We start from the raw sequence: 24,869 nt of genomic DNA, 5'->3' as shown, positions 1-24,869 counted from the left end.
CTATGAAAATAAAAGACGTGCTACTTTGATTGTGAAAAAACGAACGCTAGTAGCGGTCTATTCGAACAGTATCTTTAACATCGACAGGTCGTCGTCTAGGACCTCACGCTCCAAGAGTGACCGGACGTGGGACAACACGCTTCCCAGTTCAAGCCCGGACGAGTTGGCCTGGGAGGCTGCGTAGTCCTTGAATTCCTCGTAGCTCCACATTCCGGCGCTCTTGCGTCGAATTTCGTACGCGCCGTCGGAGAAAACTAGCAGACGAGCTGGTGCGTGCACGGATATCTCAGCTTCCTTGAAGTCCACGCCGGGCATGGCTCCGATGAAGATGCTCTGGCAGCGCAGTTCCTCCACCTCGCCGGATGCCTGGAACAGCAAGGGAGGAGGGTGGCCCGCGCTTGCGAAGCGGATGGACTTTGTCCGTGAATCGTACACGCCATAGAATATGGTGAAGTACAGGTCGTTCTGCTTGGACATGGGAAATACCATGTTCAGTCCGGCCATGACCTGGCTTGGAGAGCCGAAATCCACGCCGGGGAGCGTCTGCGACCTGAGCACGTTGAGCGCCGAGACCGAGAGAAGGGCAGGGCCAACGCCGTGGTCGCACACGTCCAAGAGATAAAAGGCGAAGCGATATTCATCGATAAAATGATACCCGAGGGCGTCGCCTCCAAGCTGGGCCGACGGCTCGAAAAGCCACTGCGTACGTATAGGCCCGTCCTCAATCGGTTTGGGCAGAAGGTTCCGGACATATTGCGCCGCCTGGTCCAGCTGGCGCGCCAGCTCCTGGTATGCCCGGTTTCTTTCCAACAGGCGCGTGTAGCCTTGGGAGTGGTGTCGGATTCTGGCCACCAGCTCTATGCGGTCCGGCAGTTTCACCAGGTAATCGTTGGCTCCAAGGCCAAAGGCCTGGGCCTTGGTTTCGGCCTCTTCCTTGGTTGAAAGCACAACCAGGGGCAGGTCTTTGAGCTTGGGATGCGCCCGGAAATATTTCACCAGGGTCAGCCCATCGATGTCCGGCATGACCAGATCCAAAAGCACCACTGTGGGGTGCGCTTCAAGTGCGGCGGGCAGCGCTTTGGCCGGGTCCTGAACGCTGTGGAAGGCGATGTCGGTTTCCGGGGCGAGCATGCGGCGCACAGCCTCGGCCACCATGGGCTGATCATCAACCAAAAGCACCGTGACCGATGGTTCGGGGCCAGCGGAAGGATCAGTCATGGCGGGGCAGGTGTTTGGCGGCCTGGGAGGCGATGGCCGAGAGCGGGAGGATCAGGTCCGCAGCTCCAAGTTCACGGGCGGCCTTCGGCATGCCGTAGACGGCGCTTGTGCTTTGATCTTGAGCAATGGTGAACCACCCCGCCTTCTTGAGGGTGAGCAGTCCGTGAGCTCCGTCGTTGCCCATGCCGGTGAGCAGGACGGCCACACCAGGTGGAAGTCCTGCTTTGGCCAGACTTTCGAAAAGGGCGTCGATGGAGGGCCGGTAAGGATTGTCCGCCGGTTCCCGCCGGTATTCGAGCGTGTTCACTGAAGACAAGACCATGTGGTCTCCCCCCTTGGCGACAAAGACTTTTCCGGGCTTCAGGCGGTCGCCTGATTCGGCCAGGGACACGGGCAAGGAAGCCTGGGAACCGAGCATGTCGGCCAAGTTCTTGCTGAAGCTCAGATCAAGGTGCTGGACCACGAGCACAGCCGCGGAGAGGGTGTCCGGCAAGGCGGCCAGGAGTTCGGCCACGGCCGTGGGACCTCCTGTGGACGCGCCGATGGCCAGCACCGGAGTATCGGAACGAAAAGGTGAAGGCATCAAGGTCCCCCGATGAGGTCGAAAACGGCGTCCAACAAGGCGTCGTCGCGAAATCCGGATTTCGCCAGGTAATAGTCCGCTCCGGCCTCAAGGCCGGCCATGCGGTCTTCCGGGCGGTCCTTGTAAGAAACGATCATGACTGGCGTACGGGTTAGGGCCGGATCGGCCTTTATTCTCCGGGTGAGCTCGATCCCGGTCATGCGCGGCATGTCGACATCCGTGATGATGAGGTCGAACTCGCCGATGCTTGCCAGGGCGAGGCCTTCCATCCCGTCCACGGCGGTCACGGCCTGGTAGCCGCGCCCGGCCAGGAGCTGGCGTTCCACTTCCCGCACAGTGAGGGAGTCGTCCACAACGAGCACTTTTTTGGGGCCACGTGCCGGTCCTGTGGGTGCGACCGATCCGACCTTGGCCAGGCGGCCTTCGGTCAGCAGGCTTTCCAGCGACCGGGCCAGGTCCGCCTCGTCCAGGATGAGCACCGGCGCTCCATCGTCCAGAATGGATGCGGCGGCCACGTTCGGGACTTTGCCAAGGCGAAGATCCAGCGGATGCACCACCAGATCGCGTTCTCCGAGAAAAGCGTCAACGGCCAGGCCGAAACGGCTGGATTCACCCTGGAGGACGACCACGGGCAACTCCTCGCCAATGGTCGGGGCGGGGGGCTTGCCGAGAATCTGCGATGCCGGCGCCAAGCCGATGTTGGCACCGTCCAGGGTCAGATACTGTCTGCCTTCGATGGAGAGGACTTCATCCGGCCCTGCTGACACAACTCTCCCAATGCGCGCCAGGGGCAGGGCATAGGGTTCGCCAGCCACCTGGACCACGAGAGCCCGAATAACGGAGCAGCTCACCGGCAGGCGCAGGATGAAGACCGTGCCCTTGCCAAGGGAGGATTCGACCCGGACATGTCCCCCCACTCCCTGAACCATGGTTTTTACCGAATCCAGCCCCACTCCCCGGCCGGATACATGGGTAATGGTTTCAGCGGTGGTGAATCCCGGCAGGAAGAGAAAGTCGAAGAGTTCCGCGTCGCTCATGCGCAAGGCCATGTCCGGGGTGGCCAGGCCCTTTTGCACCACGGTCTCGCGCAGTTTCTCCAGGTCGATGCCGCGGCCGTCGTCACCCAGGCGGATTTCCAAAGTTCCGGCCACATGGCGAGCGCCAAGGGTTAAGGTTCCCTGCCCTGGTTTGCCGAGCCTGGTCCGTTCTTCCGGGACTTCCAAACCATGGTCCACGGCGTTGCGGGCCAGATGCATGAGCGGGGCTTCCAGCAGCTCCATGATGTCGCGGTCCACGTGGGTTTTGGCCCCCTCCAGGACGAGGCGGGCATCCTTGCCCAGTTGCTTGGCGATGTCGCGGACCATGCGGGGCAATGGTTTGGCACCTTCGCCAAAGGGGCGCATGCGGCTGCCCAGAACCTGGGTGTACAGCCGGTCCGAGAGTATTTCCATGCGCCGGGTGAGGCCATCCATGGTGCCGAGCACATGCGAGTAAGAGCCGGTCATACCCTTGATAAGCTCCAAAGCGCGATCCACATGAGCCTTGGCTTCGGATTCGGACAGGTTGGAGCGCAGCCAGGCCAGGATGTCCGCAAGATCATGGAAATCCCGTCTGCCGCCCCGCATCCTGGAGAATAGGCGGCCCAGGGCCCCGGCTTCCACCAGGCACTGTCCGGCAAGCCCCATGAGCCTTCCCAGCAGGTCCGCGGAGAGTCTGACCACGGCTTCCTGAGCGTTCTCCTGGGGTGACTGAGCCGGAGTGCCCGCGTGGGGGTGCGGTACGGGCGAGGTCTGGCCCTGTCCCTGGGGAGGAGCGTCCATGAGGCGTGTGAGCTCCTGGGAGAGCATGTCCGCTTCCGCGATCGAAGATTCGAGCAGGGCGGGCATCTCGGTAGGAGGGGCGGAACCAAGCCGGCCGAAAAAATCGTTGGCCTTGAGCAGGGAATCGACATGGGCTGACCCCAACTGGAACTGCCCTTTCTGGACAGCCTGAAACATGTCTTCCATGGCGTGGGCCAGACCCACTGCCTGGTCCAGGTTCACGATGCGGGCCGCGCCTTTGATGGAATGGGCGGCGCGCATGAGTGATTCCAGAAGTTCCGGACGGGCGTCGGTTTCCAGACCCACCAGACCGTCTTCCATGGCCTGGTGGTGGGTTTGGAGCTCCATGGCGAAGAGTTCCAGCAGGGAGAGGTCGGCCAGCTCGGGGCTCACGGTCTAAGACTCCTCAAAAGCGCCCGGCCAAGAAGAGTTTCGTCCATGATGCCGGCGGTCCGTCCCTCCAGAACGGCCATATGTTTTACGAGGCGATACGGGGAGTTGGACACCGTGTCCGGAGGAAGGGTCGCGGTATCAGGGTCATAGCCGCAGGTGCCTTCAGCTTCATCCGTCAAAAGGGAAAAACGCCCTTCGGCCACGGTCACCGTGATGATGCGGGGCCGGGCAGGGGCGGGGTCAGGCTCGGCGCCGGCAAGCACGGCGAGAGAGACGCAAGGCAGGAGTTCGCCGTCAACGTTGATAAGACCCAGAAAAGCACGGGAAGAGAGATACGGAACGGAATGGACGGGACCCAAAGGCATGGCTGACTCGACGATGGGTGCTGGCAATCCGAGCCATTCCTTGCCGGTCCTTACCAGCAGCGCTCCTGCCAGGCGAACCTCGCGGGCCGGTTTCGGGGTGGCGGTTTGTTCAGTCCACTCCAAGAGGGTTTCCGGCTCGACTTCGCGGTCGAAGACAAGGCGGGCAGCCAAAGTGTCTTCGCCACTCATAATAAAGGCTCCTTGGCGCGCTTGGCCCTGTCCGCCAGAAGCGCGGCCTCGCGGGTGTGACCCTTGGCATGGCTCAACAGCTCGAGATGAGTGAGCGATTCATGATGGCCGGGATCGAGATAGATGGCCCGGCGCAACGCCCCTTCGGCTTCCTCGTCGTTGCCCAACGACAGAAGCACCGCGCCTTTGAGGTGGTAGAGCGCGGCATCGGGCCCTGTCTGGGAAAGAGCGCTGTCGATCACGGCCAATGCTTCCTCCCGGCAGCCTGCGTCGGCCAGCTCCCTGGCTTTCTGCAGCGAACCGGGAGCTGCTTCAAACACGCTCGGGGAAGGGGATGGCGTCCGGGGTCTTGCGGCCGGAACGATATCACGGGCTGAAGGTGGCGGCGGCGCGGCGGAACAGGACACGGTTCGGGGATAGGGAACCAGCCCCAGGTCCATGAATGGGCAGGCCTCGGCGGGAGTGGTGAAAAACGCCCCGCTCGGTTCGAGGAGTCTGGTCAGGGTTCTGGCCAGACGGACCCGGGCTGCGGACGCCAGATAAATGAGCAGATGGCGGCAGAAGATCACAGGATAGGGAGGCTCGTCAGCCAGGAAGGTGTCATCCAGCACGTCGGCCTCGAGAAAGCGGATGCGGGAAAGAATCTCCGGCGCCAAAACGGCGTCCTGCCCGTGGGATTTCAAGTAGGGACCGAATGGAGAATGACCGTTACGGACACTGGCCGGTCCGAATCGTCCGGCGCGCGCCCTTGCCAGGGCGGTGGGGTTTGCGTCCACCGCGTCGATAACAAACTGTTCAGGGGCGAGTCCTGCGGTAACAAGACTGAGCGCGATGGACGCGGGTTCTTCCCCTGCCGCGCAGGGAACACACAAAACCCGCAACGGGAGCTTGAGCGACAAGGCTATGCGGGTCAACCCGGCAAAGGCTTCAGGGTCGCGGAAGAGCCAGCTCTCCTGGACGATGGCGTCTCCGGCCAAAAGACGGCGCTCCTTCGGGGAGGCGGCCAGAATATCCAGGTAGGGCTCCGGCGCCTCCAGAGAGAGCCTGCCTAAAGCCCGGTCCATGGCGCGGCCAAGGTTGTCCGCTCCCACAGCCTTGAGGTCGAGCCCGGCCAGGCCGGCGGCGCGCTCGAGGGCGTTCATGCGGCCTCCAGCGCTGCTTTCAAGCTCTCAATCAGGTCAGAAGGAATAATTTTTTCGATTTCGATTACTTGCACCAACTCATCACCGGCGGTGGCCACCCCGAGGACATACGGCGCTGAGGGGGCTCCTGGCGGGGTGATGGAGTCGGGATCAAGCTCCATGGCCTTGAGGACCCGTTCGGCCATCAGCCCCAGCATGAGGCCCGGTGCGGCCTGAACAATCATGATGCGGGTGGAGGTCCACGGTCTGGAAGCTTTTCCGGTAAAAAGAAGGGACATGTCCGCCACTGGGAGGCTTTTTCCCCTGTGATTCATGAGCCCAGCCAGGTAGTCGGGCGCACCGGGCAACAGGTTCAAGGCCACAAGGGGAGTAATTTCGTCCACGGAACGCGCGGGCAGGGCGAAGCGGGTCCCTGAGGCCTTGAATGTCACGAAGAGCACTTATGCCCCCAGATCGAAACGGACGAGAATTTCCTTGAGCCCCGCGGCTGTCTGGGTCAATTCCTCGGCCGCATGCCTGAATTCCGCCAGGGAGTCTCGCGTTTGGCCGGCGCTGTCAGCCAGCTGGGAGATGACCACGCTGATCTGGTCCGCCCCTTCCGCCTGAAGTCTCATGCCTTCGCTGACGGTTGAGAACCGGGGGGTAAGCTCTTCGCCCGCTTCGATGATGCGCCCGAGTTTGGCGTTGACGGTCCGCGACGTGTCGGAGGTCTGGTCGGCCAGGGATTTGAAGCCTTCCATGGCCGAGGTCCCTGCCTGAACCGAGGTTTGCATATCGCGGATGGTGCGTTCGATATCCAGGGCCGCGGATGCTGTCTGGTCGGCCAGACGGCGGATTTCGCGAGCGACAACGGCGAAGCCGGGACCGAATTCCCCTGCCTTTTCGGCCTCTATGGCGGCATTTAAGGAGAGCAGGTTGGTCTGTGCGGCCACCTTGGTGATGGTGGAGAGAAGCTGGCCGATTCCGGAGGCCTTTTCGCGGATGAGCGTCAGCTTGGCGGTCATCTCGCGGCTGGAATCAGAGAGGTCGTCCATGGCCTGGCCCATTCTGGCCAAACTTTCGCGCCCTTCCACAGCCAGGGTTGAAGATCTGTTGGCCACGCCGAGCACTTCGGCCATGGTGTCGGCCAGTCCGCCCGCCGTGGCCGAGATTTCCTTGCTGGTGGCACCGACTTCCACGGTGGAAGCGGCCTGCTGGGTGGCGGAGGCTTCGATCTGGCGGGCCGTGGACGCGATGCGTCCAGCCGAGGACTGCAACTGCGTGCCGGTGGAGTGTACCGCCGTGAGCAATTCCTCCAGGCCATGGATCATGACGGCCACGGCGGAGAAGAGCTGGTTGGTCTCGGAGCGCGAGCGGCTGTGGGCCTGAAGCCTCTCACGGGTGCAACTGCCCGATGGGCAGGCCTGTTCCAGAAGTTTCGAGGCTTCTCCCACCTTGCCTTCGGCAATGGTGGTGGCTATGCGGGCAACCCGGCTCAAGGGCCTGGTTATGGAGGTGGCGATGGTCCAGGCCAGGAATGCGGAGCCGATGACCGAAGCCAAGCTTATTGCAAGAATACAGGCCATTCGTGTTTTGAGTGCGGAGCCCCTCTCCTTGAGCAGGTCGACGAAGAGAGGATAACTCTGGTCCCAGAGGGAAGCCCCGGTGTCCCGCGCCTCCTGTCCGGCTTTGAGAAAAGACTCCAAGGTGACGGTTGAGTCTTTGTGACTTACGGCCTTGGCCATCCTGAGGAAGGTCCGGGAAGCCTCCGCGTAGGCCTGTACGGCCTTGGGGAGCATGGCCAGACGGTCGCCTCCGATGGCTCGCTGCGCTTTGCCGAGCTTGTCGAGGATGCGGTCCACCACGGACTGTTCCCAGGCCGCCCCGATCTGTTCCATCTTGACCCGTTCGACTTCTCCCCCGGGCAGTTTGGAAAGGGCCATGAACCCCGAGGTGTAGAGCATGCCCAGCCGTTCTTGGGCCCGGGGGATATCGAAAACCAGAAGGTACATCAGGTAATAGGTGGCCAGTTCGGGGTCGAGAACAAGTTGGGCGGAATCCGCAATATAGTCGCGCAGCTCGCCGAGCAGATTCTGAAATTTCAAATGCAGGGCAACGGCCGCTTCCGGCGTGGTCGGCTTTTGCTCAGACATGTCCTGGAGGGTTTTGAGGAAAACATGGGGTTCCAAATAGGCGAGGCCCTGGCGGTCCAATTTGTCCGGGGTAAGGCCCAAAACCACCGCATCGCCTATGAGCCGGTTGAACAGGAGGGTCCAGCGCTCCCTGGTGGATGCCTCGAGTTGGGAAAGCTGCTGGTCGACATTCTGACCGGACATTCGCGCCAGAACCAGGCGAAGATGTTCAGCCACGGATTCGGTCACGTCCTCCAGCGGATCAACGGCCGCAATGCCCTTGATCTCAATCATGGTGAGCTTGATGTCCTTGGACATCTGCCCCAGCAGCAGAAACAACAGCAGGCCTATGGGAACAAGGAAGGTCATGCCGCAGAAGGCGAGCTTGGAAATCAGCTTGAGGTCGCGCCACCAGGCGATCATGAGTCGCCGTCCTTTGTTTGTGGTTCATTGCGGGCGTGCGTTGTGCTTGCTGCCTGGCTGATCTGTGTTGCCAGGGAGGAAAGCTCCGCGAGTGTGGAGCTGATGGACGAGGCCAGAACCTGGGCTTTCTCCAAATCGGGGGGAACGCCTTTGGCGTGGGAATCGGCTTCAGCAATTCGTGCGGAGATAAGGTTGAGAGCCTTGCCGGCCTCTCCCAGGGAGGCTTTGGCTTCAAGGAGTTTGCGTTCCCCGTTTCCTGTCTCCCTGGAGAAGCTCTCCATCTCCATGACTTCCGCGGCCACGGCTTGACTCATGCGCGCCACCAGACGCTCGATGTCCTCCGCACCGATGGCGGCCGTATCCGCCAGACGGCGGACCTCACGGGCCACCACAGAGAAACCGCGGCCGTGCTCTCCGGCCTTTTCAGCTTCTATCGAGGCGTTGAGCGAGAGCAGGTTGGTCTGCTCCGCGATGGCCGACATGCCCGCCACCAGGGTCTGGGCCTGTTCGGCTGTTCCGGAGATGACGGCGAGCTTGGCCGATGCGCTGGCAGAGCCCGCAAGAATCCTTTCCATGGCACTGGCCAGGCTCTGCAGGGATTCCCCGCAGGAAAGAAGTATCGCGCGAGCATGATCCACGGGGTCGGCTGCATCGCGCGTGCCCCGTATGGTGCTCTCCGCCTTGGCCGTGGCAGCCATGAGAAATGCCCCCATCTCGTAAGCGGTGTCAGCTGACCGGCGGGCCGTGTCCGACAAGGTATCGGTCATGGCCACGAAGTCATCGCCATGTGTCCTGGGGGGCTCCTGCCGGGGCAAGGATGGGGCGTCCGCGGACTTTTGCTCGCTCCTGTGCTCCTCACGAGCAGGCAGCAGAGGTGCCAGGAGCCAGCCAAGCACGCCTGCGAGTACTGAGGCGACAACCAGTGAGACCAGGGGCATGGAACCATCGGTGGCCAAGCTGAAGAGTTCTTGCAGCCCGGCTGAGAAGAGAGCCGCGGCGACACACAAAAGAGAGAGCGCCTTGCCTGGAGTACTGAACATGTCCATAAGTTACCCCGCATCCAATCCTTACGCAACTGACGGATAGTTGAAGAAGGACGGAAAAAAGGGTATCTTTTAAGTTCATCATGGAAGTTCAAGCTGTTTCAGCATGCCTGGCTCCGCTCGAAAGGGATACTTTTGAGCAGATTCAGATGCAACATTCTCTTCTCTGCCGCCATTTTATTTCCCAAGCCTTGGATGCCATACCGGTGGTGCTTGTGGTTTTGAACCGTCGCCGGCAGATTGTTCTGGCCAATGCGCAAGCCTTGGCGGCCACCCGGCGGGACATGGATCATATTCTCGGCAAACGTCCCGGTGAAGCCTTCGGCTGCGTCCACGCCGGCCAGGAGCCGGGGGGATGCGGTTCCACCGAGTTCTGTTCCAAATGCGGCGCCATCCGTTCCATCATCATGGGACTGGAGGGAGTTAAAAACGTCCAAGAGTGCAACCTGCTGCGCCGGGGAATGAAGGGGATCGAAGCGTTGGACCTGCAGGTAAGCTCTTCCCCAATCGAGGTGGAGGGGCACCAGTACACGCTTTTTTGCATTCAGGATCAGAGCGACATGAAACGCCGCCGGACCTTGGAGCGTCTTTTCTTCCACGATATTCTCAATACGGTGGGGGGGCTGCGCGGGCTCTCTGGCATTTTGTGCCTGGAGGTGCCCGACAAGCTCAAACCGGACGCGGAATTCATAAACTCCACCTTGGCTCACCTGGTGGACGAGTTGCAGGGGCAGAGGGACCTGCTTGCCGCCGAAAACAATGAGCTCACCCCGGTGTTCGTCCCACTGCAAAGCCTCGAAGTTCTCGGCGTGGTGGCCAGAATGGGTGCCAGTCTGGCACAGTCCGAGAGCAAGAGCGTAAGTGTCCTGCCGCACAGCCGGGATGTTGAGTTCGTAAGCGACTACGCTCTGGTCAAGCGGGTTCTCGTAAACATGGTCAAAAATGCCCTGGAGGCCTCGAACTCCGGCGAAGGGGTGCAGTTGTCGTGCAGCCCGGATGGAACCGAGGTGGTCTTTCAGGTACGAAATTCTGCCGTGATGGAGGATGACGTACGCTTGCGGATCTTCAAGCGGAACTTCTCCACCAAAGGCTCCGGCCGGGGCCTGGGCACTTACGGGATGAAGCTTTTAAGCGAGCGCTACCTCGAAGGCGAAGTGAGCTTCACAACACGCCAGCCCGAGGGAACGGTCTTTACTCTGCGCCTGCCACTCCTTCCGGGACGGGCTGACTCCTCTGGGCTGGGAGCTCCATAGCACCCGTGATCCGCCGCCTGACCCTGACCGATTTCATGGCCCATGCCGCAACCACGCTGGAACTGGCGCCGGGCCTCAATGTGCTGTGCGGGCCCAACAACACGGGAAAGTCCGCTGTGGTGGAAGCCCTTCGTTGCCTGGCCAATAATCCCACTCCGCGTCATTACATCCGCCATGGAGCCGTCGAGGCCCGGGTTGAGGCACTGCTGGACGACGGATGGAGGGTCGTATGGGTGCGCCGCAAGGCTTACGCCCTCTACGAGGTGTACCCCCCCGGAGCCAAAGAACCCACAGTGTACGCCAAGCTTGGCCGAGGAACCGTTCCTGATGAGGTCGCCAGCCTTTTAAAGCTTGGTCCTGTTGGGGCCGACAAAGGCGACGAGGTGGACGTGCACCTGGGCGACCAGCGTCACCCGATTTTTCTTTTGGACAAACCCGGTTCCCTGTTGGCGGACTTCTTGGCCTCGTCCACGGAGAGCGCCCACCTTATGGCCATGCAGGACCTTTTGCGGGAACGGTCACGCCGGGCCAAGATTGATGCGCGCAAGCTCGAAGACGAGACGGCCCGTGTACGGGCTGGCCTTGACCGACTGGTGGGGCTACCGGATGTATCGCTCTCTTTGGATAGGTTGAGGACAGATGGACGGGCAATTCGTGAGACCATTGCGAGAGTCCCTGCACTCGAAAACACCATGGAGCGGATGCAAACGGTTGTGTCCAAAACCGCTTCGCTTGAGGCGCGCACAGGCCGATTGCGTAAGCTGACGCCACCGCCTGTCCCCGCGCCTGCTGCGGAACTGGCCGAGACCCTTCGTTCCATGGACGTTCTTGGGCGAAAGCGTGATGCCGTACAGGCCGGGCTGGAACTTCTGGCCCCTCTTGCCCCGCCTCCTGATGTCGTTTCAACGATTGATCTTGCCGCAACAGTTGTGCTGACAGGGGAGTTGCGCTCACGCACAGCCAAGGCCAAGGCTAGGCTTGAGGCATTCGCCTCATTAAGCCCGGCTCCTATAACTGCCGATCCTGCTCCGTTGGCGGAGCTGCTTGGATCCCTTGAGTCTGTCCGCGCGCGTGTGGCCAACGGGAAAGAGTGGCTCAATAAGCGGGAGCAGGACCTCGCGCTTCTGGCCGAGACCATTTCCATCCGACTAAAAGAGGCTGAGGAATGCCCACTATGCGGGGCCGGGCTCGATGCCGAACGATTCCTCAAAAAGGCTGGGAACCGTGGAACTCCCTAGGCTCGCTGGCAAGGGCCTTTTCGTCATTGCGGACCCGCATGTGGCGGCCACGCCTCCGGGACAGCGCCTGGAAGGCTATCGTGAACAGATACTTGGCAAACTCTCTGCGTGCTTGAATAGAGCGCGTGAACTTGAGTGCCATCCCGTCATCGCGGGCGATCTATTCCACTGGCCCAGGGAGAATCCCAACGGTCTGGTGGTCGAGCTCATCGAGCTGCTCAGGCCGCATAGGCCTTCCGTGTTGGTGGGCAACCACGACAAGTACCTGGCCCGGTTCACCCGGGACGTGTCCATGGCCGTGCTGGACGCCGCCGGTGCGATCCGCCTCATGGCGGAACCGTGCCCTTCCTTCTGGCTGGACACTCCGGCCGGAGCCGTTCTGGTGGGCGGTTCACCGGACGGGACCCCTCTTCCTCGCCAGGTGGATCGCGACGGCGCAGTGGCCACCGTGTGGTTCACCCACCACTCCATAACATTTCCGGATTTTCAGGATCGTGTGGTTTCCCCGCGGGAAATCCCAGGTCTGGATTGGGTAATCAACGGCCACATCCATCGTCCGCAGCCCATGGTGGTCACGGGCGCTACGCGCTGGTGCAATCCCGGAAACATCACCAGACTCACTTTTTCCAAGCGCAGCAAGGAGCGTGTCCCGGCCGCGTCAGTATGGCGTCCAGGCGCGCTGGAACTGGAGTGTTGGCCTGTTCCCGCGTTGGCATTTGAAATGGTCTTCCCGGACCAGCCCTTTCCGCCTGAAACCGTTGCAGGCGAAAAGAAGTCCCTTTTTTTGAAGGGATTGGAACGGCTTGCCTGGCGGCGCACGCAAGAGGCCCTCGGGCTCAAGGATTTTCTTTCGGCCAATCTGAACCCGGAACACCCCGAAGCCGGGCTGATATGGGAACTTTACAAGGAGGTGGCCGGTGGCAAGAACCACATCTGAAGGCCCTGACGGGGCTCTGGAGCGCGAACTCGGCCAGCTCAAGGGTGAATACGAGAAACTGCGCGAGGAGCAGGTGCGCGCGGAACAGACCCTGGCCCACCTGCAGGCGGAGATGAAGGCCCTGGAGGAAAAGGCGCTGGCCGAGTATGGCACGTCCGACCCGGCTGAACTGCGCGCCAAGCTCCAGACCATGCGCGCCGAGAACGAGCGGCTTGTGAGCGGATACCGTGAACACATAGCCTCTGTCCGCCAGGGGCTTAAGTCCCTTGAGCAGGATTCGGCTGAGGACGCCGGGTAGCCCATGTGCCTCTGCTTTAGCCGATTAAGACGCATGCTGGGTACAAGCCCTGCGCCCGTCTACGCTGTCAGGCCTGTGCGCCATCCGGGGCGAAATGAACGTTCTTGAACCAGACGATTCCCCTCTCTCGGCCACCCTTGATGAACTACTGGCCGAGGTCGACGGCCTGGAGCGACGGGCCGGCCGCCTGGAAGGACTGGCCGAAGCGCTGGTCAAGGAGCATCAGCGGGTCCGGCAGGAGCTGTTGTCGGTCAAGGATTTTCTGGACATGGCGCCTAGGGCCCAGGCCCGGCTGGAAGAGCTCTCCAGGGAGTTGTTCGGCGAACTGATGGAAGAAGTGGAGTCGAATCTCACCCATGCCGTGCGAGAAATCCTGGGGCAGGACCGCACGGTGGTCAGCCGCAGGGAAATAAAACAGGGCAAGTTCCATATCACCCTGGAGATAGAGCATCAGGGTCAGACCGAGGACATCCTGCATGGGCAGGGGGGCTCCGTGTGCAACATCCTCTCGGTGGGACTTCGGCTCATTGGCCTTGCCCAGTTGGACCCGAACGAGCACCGGCGTTTTTTGGTGCTCGACGAGCAGGACTGCTGGCTCCGCCCTGAACTGGTTCCCACATTCGCTAGGCTCATCGCCAGCATAGGGGACAAGCTTGGCCTTCAGGTGCTCTACATAAGCCACCATCCCGTGGACGCCTTCTACGGCCACGCGGGCAGGGTGTTCCAGCTCGCTGCGAGCCGGGAGAGCGGGGTGAAGGTGTCGGTGCTGAGCGCCAGGGAAGATTTCAGACCCCAGGCTGCGGGAGAACCGAGCCCTGATGATCCGGCCGAGGAAAGCTAGACCCAGAGTCCACGATTGCGACGGCGCTCCTTCAGGTCGTCTAAAACCGCCTCGGGCACGGCCAGCTTGCCCTTGCCCACGCCAATCCGGATTCCCGGCTTGATGGCCCCGTGGAAATCCGACCCGCCGCACACTCCGAGATCAAGTCGCCGGGCCAATTCAAGGTACTCACGGGTTTTTATCTGGGAGTGGTCGGTGTAGTAGGCCTCGATGGCGTTCACTCCGAGCCCGGCGTAACGCTGCAACAGGTTCTCCATGGACCGGCCGTTTTCTCCAAGCAGATAGGGGTGGGCCAGAGCCACCGTTGCTCCTTCGGCCTTGAGCACGTCCACCGCCGTGGCCAGAGACAGCTCGCGTTTGGGAGCGAAGGCCCGGCCGTGGCGCCCCAGGTATTGTTTGAAGGCCGCGTCGAAATCGCGCACGATGCCGCGCTCCACAAGTATCTGCGCGATATGGGGCCTGCCCACGGTCCCTTGGGCCAGCTCCAGCACCTCATCGTATTCGATGGGAATGCCCAGATGGGTGAGCTTTTCCACGATGAGCTTGTTGCGGTCGTCGCGGCTCTCCCGAAGCGAGGCCAGAGCAGTCTCAAGTTCCTTTGCGCCCGGGCGGACCCACAGCCCCAGGATGTGCAGCTCCCGGCCGCTGTCCACCACGGACAACTCGCATCCGGGGATCACCTCTATGCCGAGTTCCAGCCCGGTCTGTGTGGCCTCCTCCAGTCCGTCCAGCGTGTCATGGTCGGTAAGGGCCACGGCGGCGAGTCCGGCCTGGGCGGCCAGGCGAACCACCTCGGCCGGAGAGAGCTGTCCGTCCGAGGCGTTGGAATGGGTATGGAGGTCCACGCTGGGCATGTTCTTACACGGTATGGGCTATTGGCCCAAGCGTCAACGCAAGCCTTGAGAGTGGGGGAAAGCTCGAGTATAGACGGGCGAACAAATCGGAGGCCATATGCCCATTGCTTCGGAACTTCTGGAAATTCTAGCCTGCCCCAAGTGCAAGGGCGACATATCCTTAACCCCCCAGGCAGACGGTCTCACCTGCGCCAAATGCGCGGTGGTCTATCCTATCCGGGAGGATATACCCATAATGCTCATCGAGGAAGCGGTGGAACTCGCCCGCTGGGAAAAAGGGGAACGCCAGGCCAAGCCGTAAGCCTTGACACGGGCCTCTCAATGGTTACGTACCCTGAACGCCGTGTGATAAGGCGTGCGAAGAGGTGTTACCGGATGGCCAAACTCAATTGGAACCCGTGGATGGGGCTGGCTGACATGAAGGCCGAGTTGGAACGGGTCATGTCGCAGGCGGCCCGGCGTGGCCGCGCTCCGAGCGCCGTGTCCGAGAAGGCATATTTCTGGGCTCCTTCGGCGGATGTGCTGGAAACCTCTGATGCGTTCGTTATCACCGTGGAACTTCCGGGCGTCGAACGCGACGAGGTCGCTGTCGAGGTGAAGGCCAGGGCCCTGTGGGTCTACGGCGAAAGGCGCTTCGTGAAGGTTTGCGACGGAGAGGGCGTGTACCACTCCCTGGAGCGCTCCTACGGTCCATTTGCCCGTCGCTTCACCTTGCCCAAGGGCGTGGACAGGTCAGGTGTGAGCGCTGTGTTCAAGAACGGCCTGCTGGAGATCACCATGCCCAAGGAACACCACGAAACGCGCTGCCGGCGCATCCAGATTCTCTAACACCCCATTGAATTCACACTTCCCTACGGAGGTATTCTGATGACCAGTCAGATCAAGACAGGCCTTCTACTTGGCCTTCTAACCGCTTTGCTCATACTTTTAGGCCAGGCCATGGGCGGCAAGTCCGGCCTGGTGATCGCCCTGGTGTTCGCCGTGGTCATGAATGTCGGCAGCTACTGGTTTTCCGACAGAATCGTGCTCTCCATGTACCGGGCTCAACAGCTCTCCGAAGAGGACGCTCCGGGCCTGTTCGACCTGGTGGGGCAGCTGTCCCGCAATGCCGGACTGCCCATGCCCAAGATTTACCTGATTCCCCAGGAGCAGCCCAACGCCTTCGCTACGGGGCGCAACCCGGCCAATGCGGCCGTGGCGGTGACCGAAGGGCTCTTGCGCTTGGTCTCGCCCGACGAATTGGCCGGAGTGCTGGCCCATGAGATGGCCCATATAAAAAACCGGGACATTCTGGTGCAGACCATCGCCGCAGTGGTGGGCGGGGCCATCACCGGTATCGCCAATATGCTCCAGTGGGGCGCCATCTTCGGCATGGGCCGCGGCGACAGTGAGGAAGGCGGCGGGGGTGGCGCCTTTGGAGCCATCCTCATGGCCATTGTGGCCCCCATCGCGGCCATGCTCATCCAGATGGCCATTTCGCGCTCACGCGAGTACCTGGCCGACGAAACCGGAGCCAGGCTGGCGGGTAACCCGCTTCCTCTGGCCGGGGCGCTGAAAAAGCTCGACGACTACGCCCACAACGTGCCCATGCAGGGTGCGAATCCGGCCACGGAAAACATGTTCATCATTAGCCCCTTGAGCGGCGGTGGCGTGACCAGCCTGTTCTCCACCCATCCCCCTACTGAGGAGAGGATACGCAGACTGAGGGCCATGGCTGGGAGATAGTTTCAGCAAGAATGAAGAACCAGACAGGGCTCCGCCCTGCACCCGCCAGGGGCGATGATCGCCCCTGGACCCCGCGATAAAAAAGGCGGCCCATTTGGGCCGCCTTTTTGTTGGAATGGCCGGCGGGGATCAGAGATTCAGGAAATAATCGCTGCCGCAGACGGGGCAGCATGTCTCCTTGCTAGCCAGAAATCCGCAAGAGGAACATTTCTTTTCAGGCTTCGGCAACGCGGGATTATGCTCGCCGCACATGCGGCAGTGGGTGAAGTCCGGGTCGTTGGAAGCGTTGCACTTGGGGCAGGTCCATTCCTTGCTCTCGCTCGACATCGCATACCTCCGGTTGGGCTCGAATGTTTTGGGAACTATACGACAGGAACAGCCCGGCAACAACCAGGGGCGAGGAAAAAAATGTCGGCAACTCCCTTGGGAGTTGCCGACATTGAGAGAGTGTGGTGAGTGAGGGTTATCCCCCTGCGCCAGCCATGCTGACAACCTGCTTCACCCTGCGCAAACCAGTGCTCTTGATCCTGATCTGCTCCTGACGCCACAATTCCTGCAGGTAGCTCCATACCATGTCCAGGGGCATGTGCGAACGAAGGTATTCCTCGCACTTGGAGAAGCTGTAGTGATGGGCGATCGCTCCGCTCACCACGGCGTTCTTCCAGTTTCTGGCGCTCATCAGCGAGTTCAGGGTCACTTCGTACGAACCGGTCGCTGCGATCGTTTTATCCGTCGGTAGGGGCAGCATGGACTCCATGAGCCTACGGTCGTAGACGACACAGTTGGTGCTGGAGAAGCCCGGATAGAAATAGGGAGCCGGACCGCTGCGCAGCCAGGCCTCCACGAAACCTTCCCCCACTACCTTCTCCCACATCCAGCGGTGGTAGACCCAGTTTTCCTCGACCACGTCGCCCTCGAACATAACCCTTTCCGCGGCATGGTTGGCCTTGAGGAAACGGTTCAGGGCAAAGCGTCCCGGAGGACTTACCGGACTAAGCGCGCTGACGATGGGGATGTCTTCGCGCACCCGGTGGACCCTGTAGGCCTCCAGCAGATGCTCCAGCCACAGTGGCGTAACGAACACATCTTCATCCAGCTTGATGATAACGTCGTCCATATGGCGGATGAGAATCTCGTTCTGAACGGCGTTTACCGCGGGAACGAGCCCCCTGGGGGAGCAATGTATTACCTCCACGTTTTCATGGGTGTGCATGAACCGGTGTAAAATCGCGGCGTGGTCGGGGCTTACGGCGTTGGCTATGATGTAGATTTTCTTGAATCGTCCCAGTGTGGTGAAGCGGTCCAGACTGCGCAGGCAGAGGAGGATGCAGTCGAGCCGGTGCGAGGTAAGCAGCAACAGGACCGGGCGAATATGGTCGCGGTTTGGCCGCAGTGGTATTATCTTGTTCATGTTTCAGCCTATCCTTGGCCGTAAGTTGCAATCCAGCTGACTCCGCTGTTCTTATCGGATCAACAGGGGGAGACTTTAGGGGCGGCATGAAATATTTTTCCACTCGAGAAGAAAACCTTTGGGCGAAGCGAGCTCACGCGTCTTGACAGGGCAACGCTGCCGAGGCTAAGGCTTTGCTCATCTGGACCGGGTTGCAGTGCGGCTCCTTCCAATCCATCAAAATAATTGGGTTTTTAGGATGGGTCAAACCATTCGGCTGGCGCATCCTCGACAATAGAACGCAACAAACCAAACGTGAGAGTGGAGGTTAGGACCATGGGCTACAAGGTCACCGTTGATGAGGAAAAGTGCGTCGGCGACGGCGAATGCGTAGACGTCTGCCCTGTTGAGGTCTACGAGCTGCAGGACGGCAAGGCTGTTGTTATCAATGAAGAAGAATGCCTGGGCTGCGAGTCCTGCGTCGAAGTTTGCGATCAGGACGCCATTACCGTCGAGGAAGAATAATCCTCTTCCCCGATTGAATTAAATAGGCGGGAGCGGTCCAGCGGGTCCGCTCCCGCCTGTGTTTTGCCCTTGCCCTGGGCCGAAGAGTGCTTATATCGCTGGCTGCCGCAACCCGCGGCCGGGAGCTACCGTGATCGACGCCGATTTTTCCGATATTTTTTCCCAGTACGAGGCTCTTTCCGCCGAGGTGGACGCTGTCTTTGAAAAGGTCAAGGACGTCTGCCCTGTTGAGGTCCGCTGTGAAGTGGCCTGCGCGGACTGTTGCCATGCGCCGTTCGATGTCACCCTGGTGGAGGCGCTTTACATCAACAAACGCTTCAACGAACTCCACCCCAAGGGCGACGAGCGCTACCGCCTTACGGAGGCCGCCAACCGCTCCGACCGCGAACACTATCGCCTCAAACACAAGGCCTGGAAGGCACACAAGGCTGGCGTGCCCGACGAAACCATCGTCGAGGACTTTGCCCGGGAGCGAATCCGCTGTGCCCTTCTTTCCGACGAGAATCGCTGCGAAATGTACGACTATCGTCCCATCACCTGTCGGCTTTACGGCGCCCCGCTCAATATCGGCGGACAGATGCGCGTCTGCGGCAAGTCCGGGTTCGAGGCCGGGGGAAAATACCCTGCGGTCAACGTCGCCAAACTTCAAGAGCGCCTTTTCGCGCTTTCGCAACAGATCGTTGAGCGGGTGGGGGCCAAGTACGACTATTTGGCCGAGATGCTCGTGCCGGTGTCCATGGCCATGCTCACCAACTACGACGAAGAGTTTTTCGGTCTCAAGGAGTCCAAGGAGGACTAGGCGTGCTTCCCAAACAGCTCACTCCCGAAGAAGAGGCCCATAAGCGCGCCATTTACGAGAAGATCGCGCCGCGCAGGCGCAAGTTCATCGACAAGCTGGGATACGACAACTGGGATCCTTTCCAGAAACCTTTCGATCCCATCGACATCCGCATCGACACGTCCAAAAGGACGTCGCAAGATCTCATGAGGGAGTTCATGAAATCCTTGCCGGAGGGTGAGCCTGTCGGGACGGACTATGCCCAGGGTGTATGGACCTTGTGCGTCGATGTGGTGAATGGATCGGAGCGATTCAGAGGCATGTTCGACTTTGTCTTGTGGTACGCGAACCTTCTCGAATCCGAGGGGCGGCTGGAAGAATACAAGCAGAATAAACGAGCGGGGTAGGAAATAATGACCAAGGATTTTGAAAGTATCGACGATTATATTGCCGAACTTGAGTCCAGGCTACAGAAGAACGACCAGTGCGCTTCCTCCCATTACAACCTGGGAATAGCCTATCTCTCCAAGCGCCGCTATGACGCGGCCAAGACCTGCTTTTTGAGGGCGGCCGAGCGCTCCCCGACAATGGCCGAAGCCTACGTGCAGTTGGGCGGCCTAGCCATGAACGAGGGGGACATCGAGGGCTGCCTGAGCATGAACCAGGCTGCCTTGAAGGCCAGGGCCCGGTTTGCGGTTCCTCATTCCAACATCGGCTTCTGCCTGCTGCAGATGGGGCAGGTGGACGAGGCGTTAAAGGCTTTGCGCAAGGCCATCAAGCTCGATTCCCAGTTCGTCCAGGCTTACGGAACCTTGGGCAGCGCCCTGTACATGGCGGGCGAAACGGACGAGTCCATCGAGATGAGCAAGCGCGCCATCGAGTTGCACCCCAAGTTCGGTCCGGCCTGGAACAATCTGGCCCTGGCCTATCTTGAGAAGGGCGACGCCGCCCAGGCCATGAGCTGCGTGAAACAGGCCAAGGAATGCAACTACGAGGTGCATCCCGGCCTTATCTCGGAGATCGAGGCCAAGCTGAAAGGATAACCTGCGGGTGTAAACCTTTGCAATTGCACATGCCTTGCCCATAGGCACGCTCTTGTGCGGGCAAGATGGTCACCCGCCTCAGCGCATATCGTTTCGCGGGCCAGTCCGATGAGTCGGGCTGGTCCGTTTTGTTGTTTTGGGGGCGATGCGTTTGCTGGAATTGGGGGCGCAAAATGTCACGCCGGCCCGGCCTGCAAGGTTGAATGGTTCTCTCCGGGGGGATGAAGGAGAGGAATAATGCACAGGAGCGTTACGCCAGCGGTAGCCGCATCGGAATCAGTGCGGCCTCAGGGCGCTTGTTCTCGGAAGGCGGATAAGTGGGCGGGTTAGCCGATGCCGAGATGCCCCTTGATGGCCTGGATGTCCTTCTGCATCTCGGCCGTGGCCTGCTGCATGGATTCCATCCGGCTTACCAGCTTTTCCAGTTGTCTGAAGATTTTATCCGCTTCGTAGCTTCCGCGAGTTTCCTTGATCAGGTTCTTCTGGGCTATGTCTGCATCGTGGGACATGGAACCTCCTGTTGCTCACCGCTTAAGCGGCATAATTCAGCGTAGTCCGGCCTCGGGGAAAACCGTGTGGTACCGTATTTCCTCAAATTACAATGGAATGACGGCAAATTCACTGGGAAAAATCCATGAAAAAACGGGGTCCTGTCAAGCCCCTTGAGAAATGGGAATACGATTTCCGGAAGGCTTGCGCGAGGCGGAACCCGCGCAGAGAAGCTCAAGAATCCCTGAAGGGATCATCAACCTCGACAAGCCCTTTGCGCATGGCGTAGCGCATCAGTTCGAGAGGTGTTTTCAAACCGAGCTTTGTCATGATATTCGCCCGGTGGTTTTCCACCGTCTTTCTGGTGATGAAAAGCGACTGGGCAATGGTTTTGGGATACTGCCCCTCGGCTAAAAGCCGCAGTATTTGCTGCTCGCGACGCGTCAGCGCATCGTAGGAAGACTCGGTTCTCTTGGCCTTCTTGACCGCGAAGTCCGTGAGCCGCCGGATGACCTGCGGGGAAATGGTGCTGTCCAGGTACTGTTCGCCCCGCGCCACGCAGTCCAAAGCTTGGACCAGGCGCTCACTGGCGGATTCCTTGACGATGTATCCCCTGGCTCCGCAGCGGAAGCTCTCTGCCACCATCTCGATTCTGGAATGCATGCTGAGAACGATGACGGCCGTATCAGGCAGTTGCGACCGTAGTTCCCCCAGGAGGTTCAGCCCGTTGGAATCCGGGAGACTCAAGTCCAGGAGGATGAGGTCCGGGCGAAGCTCAAGAGCCACACGGAGTGCCTCTCCGGCTGTCCCGACCTCGCCGGCCACAATGAAGCCGGGCGCTCTGTCGATCAGGGATTTGACCCCATCCCGAAAGAGCGGGTGGTCGTCGACGATCAAGATGGAGAGTTGGCGGGTCATGAGGATTCAACCCCTCCGGCTGGGACTTCCAAGACGATGCGCGTGCCCTTGCCGTGAGCGGACCGTATTACAAATCTGCCGCCGATCAGGCGGGCGCGTTCCCGCATGCTTAAAAGCCCCATGTGTCTTCCTCCAGACTGGCCGGAGAATTCCGTCCCCGGATCGAACCCCACGCCGTCGTCTTCGATGCGCAGGATGATAAAGGGGTGGGAGGCGACCAGAAGAACCCGGGCGCGTTTTGCCCCTGAATGCTTGCGAATGTTCGTCAAGGCTTCCTGAATGATCCGGTAGAGGTTTATTTGGGTTTCAAAGCCGAGGCAGAGAGAGTGCATGCCATCTGCTGAAAATTCGATCACCACGCCGTGACGGCTTGTGAATTCCTCACAGAGTCTGAAGGCGGCGGAGGCCAGGCCAAGCTGTTCCAAATCGGGCGGGAGCAATGCGTAGGATATATCCCTGATTTCGTTAATGATGCCGCTGGTCTGACTTAAGAGCCGGCTCACATGGGTTCTGGCTTCGGGTGGCAGGGGGCCATGGCTGGAGTTGAGCGCTTCCAGCTCGATTTTGAGAAGGGAGAGGTCCTGGGCTGCCTTGTCGTGCAATTCACGGGCAATGCGCTGGCGTTCGCTCTCCTGGGCTTTGATGAGTTCCCGGGAGAGCCGCTGCACCTGGGCCTTGATTTTCCGAGCCTCCATGATCTGGCTCAAAAGGTCGGCCACGGCGTCGATAAGATGCCTTTCCTCGTTCAGAAAAGGGCCTTCATCGCTTGGGGGGCAGGGCTCGAGATAACGGACTTCCACCAAACCTATCTCTTCACCCCGCATTGACACGATGGAGGACTGTACCCAGGGCGATGGCTCGTACCCTGCCGTTCGGTATTCCTCTCCCTCCACAAGAACACGGGAGCAGGCTACCTCGGGGTATTGCCAGGATTCCCGCACCAGTTCAGCGATGCCCTTGATGAGGGCGGTCGTGGAGAGGTCCTCGCGCTGGGAGAAGCGTGTGATTGAATAGAGGCAGTTCAGCTCCTTGACTCTTTCCCGAAGCGCGCGAACGGTTTTGCGGTGCAGAGTCAGAAGTTCGTGGGGATCTTCGCCCGGCATAGGGGAAGGGGCATCTGTTCGCGTATTGCGCATCGGGGTGTTGTCATGTGTCATGTAGAAGTTGACTGCGTCTGCGATGGCAAAACAGTACCGCTAATCCAAACCGGCGGTCTGGACTGACCGAGGACTAGGCGGATGCTCAAAAGGGATTTCTGGCCGGATGTCATATGATGAGGGCCTCTTTGCCTGCACTCTCTTAAGCCGTTATGGCCCATGAACAAAGATAGCAGAGAACGGAGCGCCTCGCCACAGGGGGGATGCACAAGGCAGCGGCGGCATGGGCCGCCGCTGCCATTTCTTAAGTCGCTAAGCGAGCAGAATCTTCCGAGCCGATTCATCCTGGATGCCGGTAATGAAGGGGATGCCCGTTTCCCTCTCGGTTTCCCGGTTGGCGGAAGCGACGTCCTCCCGGGTGATCTGGGAGACCGAGAATCGTCTCGCTCCTGCCAGGAGTTGCTGCAGTCCGGCTCCGAGTTTGTCTGTGAGCGTGCATATGGCGATGGCACCATATGGGATGTTCTTCATTTCCTTGGCGCCGACCCGTTTCTTCACCGAAGCGTAACCGGCGAACAGCTTTTCCGGGGTTTCGCCGATGTCCTTGACCGTTTTGGGCAGGGTTTCCCAATTGCCGCTCACCGCTGCGCGGCGTTCGGGATGCAGCGCTCCCTCTATGTTCGAGCCCAGGAAACCGGGAATCATGATGGCGCGGCCCATGCAGATGAGCTTGGTGAACGGCGCGCCCAAGGCCAGCGCCTTGAAGATGTGGTCTTCGCGAGCGAATCCGCCCGCGAAGGAGAGGTCCACCACCTTCTTGCCGCGCGAAGCGAGAAGGGATGCGTATTCATATGCCTTGGAATGAAGCAGGATGGAGGGGACGCCCCAGGTCTCCATCATGTTCCAGGGGCTCATGCCGGTGCCTCCTCCGGAACCGTCGATGGTGAGCAGTTCGAGTTCGGTGTCCGAGGCGTAGCGGATGGCCATGGCCAGCGCTTCCATGCCGTAGGAACCGGTCTTAAGGGAGATGCTCTTGTAGCCGAGCTTGCGCAGGTAAGCCACGCTGGTCATGAAATTGTCGCGAACGGCATCCTCGGAATCCAGGTCCGTGTATCCCAGCCTGGAGTGACGGGCGAATCCGTGGATGGCCCCGGCTTTGAAAGCGTCCTGGACCTCTTTCAACTCAGGGTCGGGGTCAACCAGGTAGCCGCGTTTTTTCAGGAACAGGGCGTAATCGAGACTCGTCACCTCTATCTCGCCGCCGATGTTCTTTGCTCCCTGTCCCCACTTGAGCTCGATGACGACCTTGTCGCCGTACTTGTCGATGACGTATTCGGCTACGCCGTTGCGGGTGTCCTCGACGTTCAACTGGACGATGATGGCACCGTAACCGTCGAAGTAACGCATATACCCGTTGATGCGGCGGTCGAGTTCAGGGGCCTCTTTGATCTTGCCCTTGCTGAGGATGGACTTGCGGTCAACGCCGACCACGTTTTCTCCCACCACGATGGGTATGCCCGACAGGGCGCAGCCAAGTGCAAAGGAGTCCCAGTATTTTGCGGCGATGAAGGTGGATCCGAGGGCGCCGGTCATGAGCGGCAAACGGCATTTGATGCCCTTGCCGAACGTTGTTTCAAGGCTCACGTTGGTGAAGAGACAGTCGTCGGGGCTGTTGGATTTGCCAGTGGGGACACCTTTGGCGCCGTAATTGTACCCCTGAATGCGCAGGGCATTGTAGTTCACACCGACGTGCGTGGTGTTGCCGCTGCCCGCCGTCACAAGGCCGAAATCCCGGGGGTAGAGCGTCGCCCTCCCGTTGAGGCTGGACACCCAGGTTTCGCACTTGCCCGCGCAATCGGCCCGGCAGAGCGTGCATAACCCGGATTCAGCGATGTTTCCCCTGTTGACCGTTCCCAACACGTCATTCGATTTTGACAGACTAAGCATCTCTCCTCCTGGACCGGTGTAGTGATTGGAAGCGTTCGCGGCTACACGCGCAATCGCTCCTTGATCTCTTGGATATCTGTGCGGATGCCATCGATCGCCTGCTGGATGTCGTCCATACGGGTGGCAAGCCTCGCCACTTTCTCGTTTATCCGTCCAGCCTCCCAACTGCCGCGCTTTTCCTCGATCATCTGCATCTGTTCGTACTCGGCGTCGTGCGACATGACCCCTCCGGGTAGAGTGCGCTGACCG

At 60.3% G+C, this 24,869-nt stretch carries 28 protein-coding genes; 12 read left to right on the top strand and 16 right to left on the bottom strand.

Features of this window, described 5'->3' with window-relative positions; all coding sequences use genetic code 11:
- Positions 1 to 57: 57 nt before the first annotated feature.
- The 8 genes from HY795_10460 to HY795_10425 are packed head-to-tail and all read right to left on the bottom strand — an operon-like array spanning position 58 to position 9,290.
- On the bottom strand, positions 58 to 1,218 hold the full coding sequence (locus HY795_10460) for a fused response regulator/phosphatase (GenBank protein MBI4805643.1): 1,161 nt from the start codon (positions 1,216 to 1,218) through the stop codon (positions 58 to 60).
- The gene (locus tag HY795_10455) at positions 1,211 to 1,801 is read right to left on the bottom strand and encodes a chemotaxis protein CheB (GenBank protein ID MBI4805642.1); all 591 of its coding nucleotides are present in this window, start codon (positions 1,799 to 1,801) and stop codon (positions 1,211 to 1,213) included. Before HY795_10455 ends, HY795_10460 begins: the two co-directional genes overlap by 8 nt.
- Positions 1,801 to 3,969 (bottom strand): hybrid sensor histidine kinase/response regulator, encoded by a 2,169-nt coding sequence (locus HY795_10450; protein ID MBI4805641.1) that lies wholly within the window; start codon positions 3,967 to 3,969, stop codon positions 1,801 to 1,803. The genes HY795_10455 and HY795_10450 overlap by 1 nt, the downstream gene beginning before the upstream one ends.
- Before the next feature lie 41 nt (positions 3,970 to 4,010).
- Positions 4,011 to 4,568 (bottom strand): chemotaxis protein CheW, encoded by a 558-nt coding sequence (locus HY795_10445; GenBank protein MBI4805640.1) that lies wholly within the window; start codon positions 4,566 to 4,568, stop codon positions 4,011 to 4,013.
- Positions 4,565 to 5,710 carry a hypothetical protein gene (locus tag HY795_10440; protein MBI4805639.1) on the bottom strand — a complete coding sequence of 382 codons (1,146 nt, stop codon included), beginning with the start codon at positions 5,708 to 5,710 and terminating at the stop codon, positions 4,565 to 4,567. Before HY795_10440 ends, HY795_10445 begins: the two co-directional genes overlap by 4 nt.
- Complete coding sequence (locus tag HY795_10435; GenBank protein MBI4805638.1) at positions 5,707 to 6,150, bottom strand: chemotaxis protein CheW; 444 nt, start codon at positions 6,148 to 6,150, stop codon at positions 5,707 to 5,709. The genes HY795_10440 and HY795_10435 overlap by 4 nt, the downstream gene beginning before the upstream one ends.
- Positions 6,151 to 8,244 carry a methyl-accepting chemotaxis protein gene (locus HY795_10430; GenBank protein ID MBI4805637.1) on the bottom strand — a complete coding sequence of 698 codons (2,094 nt, stop codon included), beginning with the start codon at positions 8,242 to 8,244 and terminating at the stop codon, positions 6,151 to 6,153. It lies immediately after the preceding gene.
- Complete coding sequence (locus tag HY795_10425; GenBank protein MBI4805636.1) at positions 8,241 to 9,290, bottom strand: hypothetical protein; 1,050 nt, start codon at positions 9,288 to 9,290, stop codon at positions 8,241 to 8,243. The genes HY795_10430 and HY795_10425 overlap by 4 nt, the downstream gene beginning before the upstream one ends.
- An 80-nt stretch (positions 9,291 to 9,370) precedes the next feature.
- Between HY795_10425 and HY795_10420 the strand changes: the two genes are divergently transcribed.
- The 5 genes from HY795_10420 to HY795_10400 all read left to right on the top strand — a co-directional run bounded on the left by HY795_10420 (position 9,371) and on the right by HY795_10400 (position 13,854).
- A complete protein-coding gene (locus tag HY795_10420) occupies positions 9,371 to 10,540 on the top strand; it encodes a sensor histidine kinase (protein ID MBI4805635.1) in 1,170 nt (389 codons plus the stop codon).
- A 5-nt stretch (positions 10,541 to 10,545) separates the two neighbouring features.
- Positions 10,546 to 11,778, top strand: a complete 1,233-nt coding sequence (locus HY795_10415) for an AAA family ATPase (protein ID MBI4805634.1) — start codon at positions 10,546 to 10,548, stop codon at positions 11,776 to 11,778.
- Entirely contained in the window at positions 11,732 to 12,715 is a 984-nt protein-coding gene (locus tag HY795_10410; protein MBI4805633.1) for a metallophosphoesterase, read from the top strand. The genes HY795_10415 and HY795_10410 overlap by 47 nt, the downstream gene beginning before the upstream one ends.
- Positions 12,696 to 13,013 carry a hypothetical protein gene (locus HY795_10405; GenBank protein MBI4805632.1) on the top strand — a complete coding sequence of 106 codons (318 nt, stop codon included), beginning with the start codon at positions 12,696 to 12,698 and terminating at the stop codon, positions 13,011 to 13,013. Before HY795_10410 ends, HY795_10405 begins: the two co-directional genes overlap by 20 nt.
- A gap of 94 nt (positions 13,014 to 13,107) precedes the next feature.
- Positions 13,108 to 13,854 carry a hypothetical protein gene (locus tag HY795_10400; protein ID MBI4805631.1) on the top strand — a complete coding sequence of 249 codons (747 nt, stop codon included), beginning with the start codon at positions 13,108 to 13,110 and terminating at the stop codon, positions 13,852 to 13,854.
- On the opposite strand, the gene HY795_10395 is transcribed toward HY795_10400, so the two are convergent.
- Positions 13,851 to 14,708, bottom strand: a complete 858-nt coding sequence (locus HY795_10395) for a PHP domain-containing protein (GenBank protein MBI4805630.1) — start codon at positions 14,706 to 14,708, stop codon at positions 13,851 to 13,853. The two genes, HY795_10400 and HY795_10395, sit on opposite strands and share 4 nt — an antisense overlap.
- 97 nt (positions 14,709 to 14,805) lie before the next feature.
- On the opposite strand from HY795_10395, the gene HY795_10390 reads away from it, so the two are divergent.
- From HY795_10390 to htpX, 3 genes are all read left to right on the top strand, one after another.
- Complete coding sequence (locus HY795_10390; protein MBI4805629.1) at positions 14,806 to 15,009, top strand: Trm112 family protein; 204 nt, start codon at positions 14,806 to 14,808, stop codon at positions 15,007 to 15,009.
- A 74-nt stretch (positions 15,010 to 15,083) separates the two neighbouring features.
- Positions 15,084 to 15,536: an Hsp20/alpha crystallin family protein gene (locus HY795_10385; protein MBI4805628.1), complete on the top strand. Its 453-nt coding sequence runs from the start codon at positions 15,084 to 15,086 to the stop codon at positions 15,534 to 15,536.
- Positions 15,537 to 15,575: 39 nt separating this feature from the next.
- On the top strand, positions 15,576 to 16,433 hold the full coding sequence (gene htpX, locus HY795_10380) for a zinc metalloprotease HtpX (protein MBI4805627.1): 858 nt from the start codon (positions 15,576 to 15,578) through the stop codon (positions 16,431 to 16,433).
- A gap of 129 nt (positions 16,434 to 16,562) precedes the next feature.
- Here the strand turns inward: htpX and HY795_10375 are convergent, their stop codons facing one another.
- A complete protein-coding gene (locus HY795_10375) occupies positions 16,563 to 16,760 on the bottom strand; it encodes a hypothetical protein (protein MBI4805626.1) in 198 nt (65 codons plus the stop codon).
- A gap of 136 nt (positions 16,761 to 16,896) precedes the next feature.
- Positions 16,897 to 17,844, bottom strand: coding sequence for a glycosyltransferase family 2 protein (locus HY795_10370; protein ID MBI4805625.1), 948 nt, complete (start codon positions 17,842 to 17,844; stop codon positions 16,897 to 16,899).
- Positions 17,845 to 18,159: 315 nt separating this feature from the next.
- Here HY795_10370 and HY795_10365 point away from each other — a divergent pair, with 315 nt between their 5' ends.
- The 4 genes from HY795_10365 (at position 18,160) to HY795_10350 (ending at position 20,169) form a co-directional block, all read left to right on the top strand.
- On the top strand, positions 18,160 to 18,348 hold the full coding sequence (locus HY795_10365) for a 4Fe-4S binding protein (protein MBI4805624.1): 189 nt from the start codon (positions 18,160 to 18,162) through the stop codon (positions 18,346 to 18,348).
- Positions 18,349 to 18,481: 133 nt separating this feature from the next.
- Positions 18,482 to 19,147 (top strand): YkgJ family cysteine cluster protein, encoded by a 666-nt coding sequence (locus HY795_10360; protein MBI4805623.1) that lies wholly within the window; start codon positions 18,482 to 18,484, stop codon positions 19,145 to 19,147.
- A 2-nt stretch (positions 19,148 to 19,149) separates the two neighbouring features.
- Positions 19,150 to 19,533 (top strand): hypothetical protein, encoded by a 384-nt coding sequence (locus HY795_10355; GenBank protein MBI4805622.1) that lies wholly within the window; start codon positions 19,150 to 19,152, stop codon positions 19,531 to 19,533.
- A gap of 6 nt (positions 19,534 to 19,539) precedes the next feature.
- Positions 19,540 to 20,169 (top strand): tetratricopeptide repeat protein, encoded by a 630-nt coding sequence (locus tag HY795_10350; GenBank protein ID MBI4805621.1) that lies wholly within the window; start codon positions 19,540 to 19,542, stop codon positions 20,167 to 20,169.
- Between the two features lie 326 nt (positions 20,170 to 20,495).
- On the opposite strand, the gene HY795_10345 is transcribed toward HY795_10350, so the two are convergent.
- From HY795_10345 to HY795_10325, 5 genes are all read right to left on the bottom strand, one after another.
- Positions 20,496 to 20,678 (bottom strand): hypothetical protein, encoded by a 183-nt coding sequence (locus tag HY795_10345; protein MBI4805620.1) that lies wholly within the window; start codon positions 20,676 to 20,678, stop codon positions 20,496 to 20,498.
- Positions 20,679 to 20,892: 214 nt separating this feature from the next.
- Complete coding sequence (locus HY795_10340) at positions 20,893 to 21,576, bottom strand: response regulator transcription factor (protein ID MBI4805619.1); 684 nt, start codon at positions 21,574 to 21,576, stop codon at positions 20,893 to 20,895.
- Positions 21,573 to 22,679: a sensor histidine kinase gene (locus HY795_10335; protein MBI4805618.1), complete on the bottom strand. Its 1,107-nt coding sequence runs from the start codon at positions 22,677 to 22,679 to the stop codon at positions 21,573 to 21,575. The genes HY795_10340 and HY795_10335 overlap by 4 nt, the downstream gene beginning before the upstream one ends.
- 306 nt (positions 22,680 to 22,985) lie before the next feature.
- Positions 22,986 to 24,620 (bottom strand): FMN-binding glutamate synthase family protein, encoded by a 1,635-nt coding sequence (locus HY795_10330; protein ID MBI4805617.1) that lies wholly within the window; start codon positions 24,618 to 24,620, stop codon positions 22,986 to 22,988.
- A 41-nt stretch (positions 24,621 to 24,661) separates the two neighbouring features.
- Entirely contained in the window at positions 24,662 to 24,841 is a 180-nt protein-coding gene (locus HY795_10325; protein MBI4805616.1) for a hypothetical protein, read from the bottom strand.
- Positions 24,842 to 24,869 lie beyond the last annotated feature (28 nt).

Source organism: Desulfovibrio sp. (assembly GCA_016208105.1).
In the GTDB taxonomy this organism is placed as follows: Bacteria; Desulfobacterota; Desulfovibrionia; order Desulfovibrionales; family Desulfovibrionaceae; genus Fundidesulfovibrio.
This window is presented reverse-complemented; position numbering and strand designations above follow the sequence as displayed.

Excerpts from the sequence above, each read along its gene's own strand:
- HY795_10370 (MBI4805625.1), bottom strand. The coding sequence starts at position 17,844 with ATGAACAAGATAATACCACTGCGGCCAAACCGCGACCATATTCGCCCG.
- HY795_10395 (MBI4805630.1), bottom strand. The coding sequence starts at position 14,708 with ATGCCCAGCGTGGACCTCCATACCCATTCCAACGCCTCGGACGGACAG.
- HY795_10385 (MBI4805628.1), top strand. The coding sequence starts at position 15,084 with ATGGCCAAACTCAATTGGAACCCGTGGATGGGGCTGGCTGACATGAAG.
- HY795_10445 (MBI4805640.1), bottom strand. The coding sequence starts at position 4,568 with ATGAGTGGCGAAGACACTTTGGCTGCCCGCCTTGTCTTCGACCGCGAA.
- HY795_10430 (MBI4805637.1), bottom strand. The coding sequence starts at position 8,244 with ATGATCGCCTGGTGGCGCGACCTCAAGCTGATTTCCAAGCTCGCCTTC.
- HY795_10410 (MBI4805633.1), top strand. The coding sequence starts at position 11,732 with ATGCCGAACGATTCCTCAAAAAGGCTGGGAACCGTGGAACTCCCTAGG.
- HY795_10460 (MBI4805643.1), bottom strand. The coding sequence starts at position 1,218 with ATGACTGATCCTTCCGCTGGCCCCGAACCATCGGTCACGGTGCTTTTG.
- HY795_10330 (MBI4805617.1), bottom strand. The coding sequence starts at position 24,620 with ATGCTTAGTCTGTCAAAATCGAATGACGTGTTGGGAACGGTCAACAGG.
- HY795_10400 (MBI4805631.1), top strand. The coding sequence starts at position 13,108 with ATGAACGTTCTTGAACCAGACGATTCCCCTCTCTCGGCCACCCTTGAT.
- HY795_10455 (MBI4805642.1), bottom strand. The coding sequence starts at position 1,801 with ATGCCTTCACCTTTTCGTTCCGATACTCCGGTGCTGGCCATCGGCGCG.
- HY795_10345 (MBI4805620.1), bottom strand. The coding sequence starts at position 20,678 with ATGTCCCACGATGCAGACATAGCCCAGAAGAACCTGATCAAGGAAACT.
- HY795_10340 (MBI4805619.1), bottom strand. The coding sequence starts at position 21,576 with ATGACCCGCCAACTCTCCATCTTGATCGTCGACGACCACCCGCTCTTT.
- HY795_10420 (MBI4805635.1), top strand. The coding sequence starts at position 9,371 with ATGGAAGTTCAAGCTGTTTCAGCATGCCTGGCTCCGCTCGAAAGGGAT.
- HY795_10390 (MBI4805629.1), top strand. The coding sequence starts at position 14,806 with ATGCCCATTGCTTCGGAACTTCTGGAAATTCTAGCCTGCCCCAAGTGC.
- HY795_10425 (MBI4805636.1), bottom strand. The coding sequence starts at position 9,290 with ATGGACATGTTCAGTACTCCAGGCAAGGCGCTCTCTCTTTTGTGTGTC.
- HY795_10335 (MBI4805618.1), bottom strand. The coding sequence starts at position 22,679 with ATGCCGGGCGAAGATCCCCACGAACTTCTGACTCTGCACCGCAAAACC.
- HY795_10375 (MBI4805626.1), bottom strand. The coding sequence starts at position 16,760 with ATGTCGAGCGAGAGCAAGGAATGGACCTGCCCCAAGTGCAACGCTTCC.
- HY795_10350 (MBI4805621.1), top strand. The coding sequence starts at position 19,540 with ATGACCAAGGATTTTGAAAGTATCGACGATTATATTGCCGAACTTGAG.
- HY795_10325 (MBI4805616.1), bottom strand. The coding sequence starts at position 24,841 with ATGTCGCACGACGCCGAGTACGAACAGATGCAGATGATCGAGGAAAAG.
- HY795_10365 (MBI4805624.1), top strand. The coding sequence starts at position 18,160 with ATGGGCTACAAGGTCACCGTTGATGAGGAAAAGTGCGTCGGCGACGGC.
- htpX (MBI4805627.1), top strand. The coding sequence starts at position 15,576 with ATGACCAGTCAGATCAAGACAGGCCTTCTACTTGGCCTTCTAACCGCT.
- HY795_10440 (MBI4805639.1), bottom strand. The coding sequence starts at position 5,710 with ATGAACGCCCTCGAGCGCGCCGCCGGCCTGGCCGGGCTCGACCTCAAG.
- HY795_10450 (MBI4805641.1), bottom strand. The coding sequence starts at position 3,969 with ATGGAGCTCCAAACCCACCACCAGGCCATGGAAGACGGTCTGGTGGGT.